The organism is Proteiniphilum sp. UBA5463, from assembly GCF_002427225.1.
Taxonomy (GTDB): domain Bacteria; phylum Bacteroidota; class Bacteroidia; order Bacteroidales; family Dysgonomonadaceae; genus Proteiniphilum; species Proteiniphilum propionicum.
Genome location: NZ_DIQL01000047.1, coordinates 19597 through 25615 on the forward strand (window position 1 = coordinate 19597; position 6019 = coordinate 25615).

Sequence of the window (6019 nt, forward strand, 5' to 3'; positions counted from 1 at the left end):
CCTTTTTTCAATTCTACCTTTTCCAAATTTTCATTTGAAAACTGTCGGAAAATTAAACCTCTTTTGAGGAAAAATGTTTAATAGGTGGCAGCGGTAAGCTATGAAGAGATCGAAACAGCAAACATCTTTTGATGAAAACTGTTTAATTAAGTAGCAGTCATCTGATTAATTATTTCAGTTTTTTTTATACTTTTGTTCACTGATTGAGGTTTAAAAATGTATTCAACAGGGAAAAATCATATTATAAGCAACAACTATGGAAAAAGTTAATTCATACAGAGTAGCAAAATTCTCATTTGCTCTGTTTTTAATGATGCTATTACTCGCATCGTGCAGCAGCGTTCCATTTACTGGTAGAAGACAATTGCAACTGGTATCAAATCAGGAAGTTATTGCTTTAAGCTTGCAGCAGTATCAGGATTTTATGCGTACTGCTCCCGTGGAGAGGGGCAGCGACGAAGCCAAGATGGTAACGCGCATTGGCAGTCGTATAGCCAGCGCAGTAGAGACATTCTATACCAATAAAGGTTATAAATCTGAACTTGAGAATTTTTCTTGGGAATTTAACCTTGTCAAGGATAATAGCGTAAATGCTTTTGCTATGCCCGGTGGTAAAGTGGTTATTTTTACCGGCCTGCTGCCTGTAACTCAGACAGAAGATGCACTGGCAGTGGTTATAGGGCACGAGATAGCACATGTGCTTGCCCGTCATTCCAACGAGAGGCTCAGTCAACAAGTGGCTCTGCATTACGGAGGCAGTATTGCCGGTGGACTTCTTGGTAACTCGCAGGCCACCAAACAACTAGGCAACACAGTATTCGGGCTTGGTGCTCAGTTTGGCGTTATGATGCCCTACGCCCGCAAGCAGGAGTATGAAGCTGATGAGATAGGGCTAATTATCATGGCTATGGCAGGCTATAACCCACAGATCGCAGTACCTTTCTGGACAAGAATGGCACAAAGTTCAGGGGGTGCAAATGTTCCCGAGTTCCTTAGCACTCACCCAACAGACAGTAAGCGCATTGCAAACATTGAGATGATTATGCCAAATGTGATGCAATACTACAAAGGCTCCGGAGTGCAAAATACCACTACCGCACCTGTCAAAACCAAAACCACCGTGCCTGTAGAACCCCGTAAAGAAGCAACATCAAAGGATTGGACCTTCTGAAAAAGACAGAAATATCTTCATAATAAATATCCTGAAACAGGAGTTGGCTGATGATACGAAATTAATGCCACATCAACAATTCCTGTTTTTTTCTATTTTGAAATTATCCCTAAATTCTATATCTTTGAGCAATTTTTCAAACAAAAACAAGGCCATAATAAGAACGGTTTTTCGATTGCCGGCAACCAAGCCTGCCACTTGAAATTTCGTTTATTAAATTGATATATGTCTCCTAAATTACCTGACAACAACGATATTACTGACAACAACGAGTATGATGATGTGGAGGAGATCACTTTCTCTTCCAAAACCCCATCCGGCTCCAAAGTACCTGTGAGGTTGGGCGACGAGAGTACGCTCAACCTTTCGAAGATGTATCAGAACTGGTTTCTCGACTACGCTTCATACGTAATTCTGGAGAGGGCTGTACCTCATATTTCCGATGGTCTTAAGCCTGTTCAGCGGCGCATTCTTCATTCTATGAAACGGATGGACGACGGGCGATACAATAAGGTGGCCAACATCATCGGAAACACCATGCAGTTCCACCCGCACGGCGATGCTTCAATAGGTGATGCCCTGGTACAGATTGGACAGAAAGAGCTGTTAGTTGATTGTCAGGGAAACTGGGGAAACATCCTCACCGGCGACGGTGCTGCTGCACCTCGTTATATCGAGGCAAGGCTGACTAAGTTTGCTCTGGAGGTACTGTTCAATCCCAAGACCACAGAGTGGAAAACCTCATACGATGGCCGTAACAAGGAGCCTGTAACACTGCCTGCAAAATTTCCGTTGCTGTTAGCACAGGGAGCCGAAGGTATTGCAGTGGGCCTCTCTTCAAAAATTTTGCCTCACAACTTCAACGAACTGTGCAGCGCTGCTGTTTCATACCTCCGCGGCGAAGAGTTTAAGCTCTATCCCGATTTTCAGACAGGCGGATTCATCGATGTGGAGAGATATAACGACGGTGAACGAGGCGGATCGGTTAAGGTCAGGACAACCATCACAAAGTTAGACAACAGAACCCTTGTCATAAAAGATATACCTTATGGAAAGAATACTGCCGCTCTGGTAGACTCCATCCTAAAGGCCAACGATAAAGGGAAAATAAAGATCAGGAAGGTAGATGATATCACAGCTGAAAATGTTGAGATACATGTTCAGCTCGCACCCGGTGTCTCTTCCGACAAAACCATTGACGCACTTTACGCTTTCACCGACTGTGAGATAAGTATCTCTCCCAACTGCTGCGTTATCAGCGACGATAAACCTCATTTTCTCACTGTAAGCGATGTCCTGCGGGCATCTGTCGACAGGACAAAAGAACTGCTTCGCCTGGAACTTGAGATTGATAAAAACGAAAAGCAAGAAGCACTTCTGTTCTCTTCGTTAGAGAAAATATTTATCGAAGAGCGTATCTACAAGGATAAGGAATTTGAGAATGCCAAAAATATGGATGCCGCGGTAATGCATGTAGATAATCGGCTTGAGCCGTACAAGTCTTCATTCATTCGCGAGATCAACCGTGATGATATCCTCAGGCTCATGGAGATCAAGATGGCACGTATCCTGAGATTCAATTCCGACAAGGCCGATGAGTTGATAGCAAAACTGCTTGATGATATCGATGAGATAAACCATAACCTCGATAAACTGGTCGATTATACAATCTCCTGGTATCTCAGACTCAAGGAACGCTACGGCAAAAACTATCCCCGAAAGACCGTTATTCGCAGTTTCGAAAGTATCGAGGCTGTGAAGGTAGCTGTAGCCAACGAGAAACTCTATATTAACCGCGAAGAGGGATTCATCGGCACCGGAATGAAGAAAGATGAATTTATTTGCAACTGTTCCGATATCGATGATATCATTGTCTTCTTCAAGGATGGAAAATATAAGGTGGTAAAAGTAAGCGAAAAGATGTTCGTAGGTAAAGGCATCCTCTATGCGGGAGTTTTCAAGAAGAACGATAAACGCACTATCTACAACGTTGTTTACCGTGATGGGAAAATATCACCTCATTACATCAAACGTTTTGCAATTACCGGCGTTACGCGCGACAAGGAGTACGATCTTACTAAAGGAAAAGCTGGATCCCGCATCGCCTATTTCAGTGTAAACCCCAATGGTGAGGCCGAAACAATCAAGGTAACCCTTAAACCAAAGCCGCGTTTGCGTATCCTGCAGTTTGAGAAAGATTTCAGTGAAATAGATATCAAGGGAAAACAGGCAATGGGGAATATCCTCACCAAGGCCGAGGTTCACCGCATTCAGTTGAAACACAAGGGCGTCTCAACCCTGGGAGGTCGTGAAGTATGGTACGACCCCGATGTGTTCAGGCTCAACTACGAGGGCAGCGGCAAGTTTCTTGGCGAGTTTCAGGGCGATGACATGATACTGGTAATTGAAAAGAATGGCGATTTCCATATCTGCAATTTTGATCTCAGCAATCATTTCCCGTCCAACCTTTATCATATTGAGAAGTTCGATGAGGGCAAAGTGTGGTCTGCGGCACTGTTCGATGCCGATCAGGGATATGCTTACCTCAAGCGTTTCACCTTCGAAGCATCTGAAAAACCGCTCAATTTTCTAGGAGAAAACCCAGAATCGAAATTATTTTTACTCACAGATGTTGTTTATCCGCGGGTAAAAGCTATCTTTGGCGGTAACGACGATTTCCGTGAGCCCATAGAGATAGATGTCGATGAGTTTATCGGGGTCAAAAGTTACAGGGCAAAAGGTAAACGCATCTCCAACTTCGAGGTTGAGAGTGTGGAAGAGCTTGAACCTTTACGTTTTCCAGAGTCCGAAAATGAGCGACAGGTATCTATGAAGGTCGAGATTGATGACGAGAACGGCGACAGCGATATCTCAAATATCGATCTTATCGATGAAATCACGGGACAGATGAAGTTGTTCGACTAACAGAGTAGAAACTGAATCCGGAGTGTAATATATTATCCGGTTTTAAATATGCTATCCAATGAAAATAGTACCGCTACTGGTAAGCCTATGTTTTTTTTATTTCTGTGCGCTGTTTTCTCAGGATAATAGCACTTTTACACCGCTCAAAACGGTAAATGAATCTACCCTTTTTGGCGTTGGAAAGACTTTTCTTGACGATACTTACCTGTCTCCTCTCACATACAACGGTTTAAGTATGACACTTTTGCACGACCGCATCAGAGCAACGCGCCATTTCAATGGAAGCATGCTTCTTCAGCAACAGTTCAGCATACAGGTAGCAATCACCAAAAACCCAACAGCTTCAGCTTCTGAGTACTACGGCAATCTCGATTACATTTTAAGCGGTTATTATCCTGTTGCCCGATCATCACGTTTCCTTCTCTATGGCGGCGGGGGAGGGGAGGCATCGCTTGGAGGCATCTACAACGAAAGGAATACCAACAATCCCGGTTCCCTTAAAACATCCCTAAACCTTAACCTCTCAGCTATGGCTGTGTACAACTGGCAAAACATCACTTTTCGCTGGCAACTTTCCACACCCTTCCTGGGCATATTTTTTTCTCCCGAGTACGGGCACTCATATTACGAAATATTCACTCTTGGCAACAACAAGGGAACCGTCCATCTAGGCTCATTCCATAACCGCTGGTCGCTTCGGAACTACTTCACTGTTGATATCCCAATGGGTAACATAACCCTGCGTACAGGCTATCTTGGAGATTACTGCCGGACTAATGTCAATTTGCTGGATACAAAGATTATATCTCATCAGTTCTTGATAGGTATGAAAGTGGAGTCGCTCAATTTCGGAGGTAAAAAAGCTAGGAATAATAAACATATTGAGAGTGTTTTCTAGCACTCATACACACTATAGTTCAATCAGAGTCACATGCAATATAATTTTGATGAGGTTATTGACAGAAGCAGCACCGACAGTGTTAAGCTTGAAAAGATGAAGGCCATTTTCGGTCGCGACGATCTTATACCGTTATGGGTAGCCGATATGGACTTCAGGTCGCCCCCGGCAATAACAAATGCACTTATAAAGAGGGTTGAGCATGGCATCTTTGGTTATACCCTCCCTTCCGATGCCTATACAGCATCCATTGTCAGTTGGCTGTCAAGACGCCATGACTGGAGGGTCGCGGAAGAAGATATCAACTTCATACCCGGAGTGGTAAAAGGTTTTGCCTTCGCCATCGATGAATTCACTTCTAAGGGAGATAAGATTATTATACAACCGCCTGTATATCATCCCTTCCGACTGGTGACGCAGGCGCTTGAAAGAGAGGTGGTTAATAACCCCCTTATACTTGACGATGGCGGTTATAGGATGGATTTCGACGGGCTCCGGAAGATTGTTTCAGAAAACAGCTGTAAGATGTTTATCCTGTGCAATCCCCATAACCCGGGCGGCAGAGTGTGGACACCCGATGAGCTCTATGAGCTTTCTGAGTTATGTTACAGCAACAATATACTGGTTGTTTCAGACGAGATACATTCCGATATGGCACTACCCGGATATCGTCACACCCCCTTCGCCACCGTTTCAGACATGGCTGCAGACAATAGCATCACATTGATGGCACCCAGCAAAACATTCAACATAGCAGGCATAGTAAGCTCCTTCGCTGTAATTACCAACAAGACGATACGCCAGAGATACCTTGCCTATCTCCAACCGCGTGAGCTGCATCAGGGAACTCTGTTTGCCTATACTGCTACCCGTGTAGCATATGATGAGTGCGAGGACTGGCTCGATCAGATGATCAGATATGTGCAGGGTAATGTCAATTTCGTAATCAGTTATTTAAGTGAATTTATTCCACAGATAAAAGTTATAAAGCCGGAAGCTTCATTTTTAGTGTGGCTCGACTGCCG

Annotated in this window: 4 protein-coding genes; all 4 read left to right on the forward strand. The window is 44.0% G+C overall.

The features are described from left to right. The first annotated feature begins 256 nt into the window (after positions 1 to 256). Positions 257 to 1171, forward strand: coding sequence for a M48 family metallopeptidase (locus B3B27_RS07610; protein ID WP_238865871.1), 915 nt, complete (start codon positions 257 to 259; stop codon positions 1169 to 1171). Between the two features lie 225 nt (positions 1172 to 1396). After that, entirely contained in the window at positions 1397 to 4096 is a 2700-nt protein-coding gene (locus tag B3B27_RS07615; RefSeq protein ID WP_286833224.1) for a DNA gyrase/topoisomerase IV subunit A, read from the forward strand. A 58-nt stretch (positions 4097 to 4154) separates the two neighbouring features. Continuing rightward, positions 4155 to 4994 (forward strand): DUF3316 domain-containing protein, encoded by an 840-nt coding sequence (locus B3B27_RS07620; protein WP_238865875.1) that lies wholly within the window; start codon positions 4155 to 4157, stop codon positions 4992 to 4994. A 33-nt stretch (positions 4995 to 5027) separates the two neighbouring features. Beyond that, positions 5028 to 6019: MalY/PatB family protein (locus B3B27_RS07625; protein ID WP_286847228.1), on the forward strand; the 992-nt coding region annotated here is incomplete at its 3' end.

Bases quoted from the DNA above. Each gene is read 5' to 3' on its own strand.
- B3B27_RS07610 (WP_238865871.1), top strand. From the start codon at position 257: ATGGAAAAAGTTAATTCATACAGAGTAGCAAAATTCTCATTTGCTCTG.
- B3B27_RS07615 (WP_286833224.1), top strand. From the start codon at position 1,397: ATGTCTCCTAAATTACCTGACAACAACGATATTACTGACAACAACGAG.
- B3B27_RS07620 (WP_238865875.1), top strand. From the start codon at position 4,155: ATGAAAATAGTACCGCTACTGGTAAGCCTATGTTTTTTTTATTTCTGT.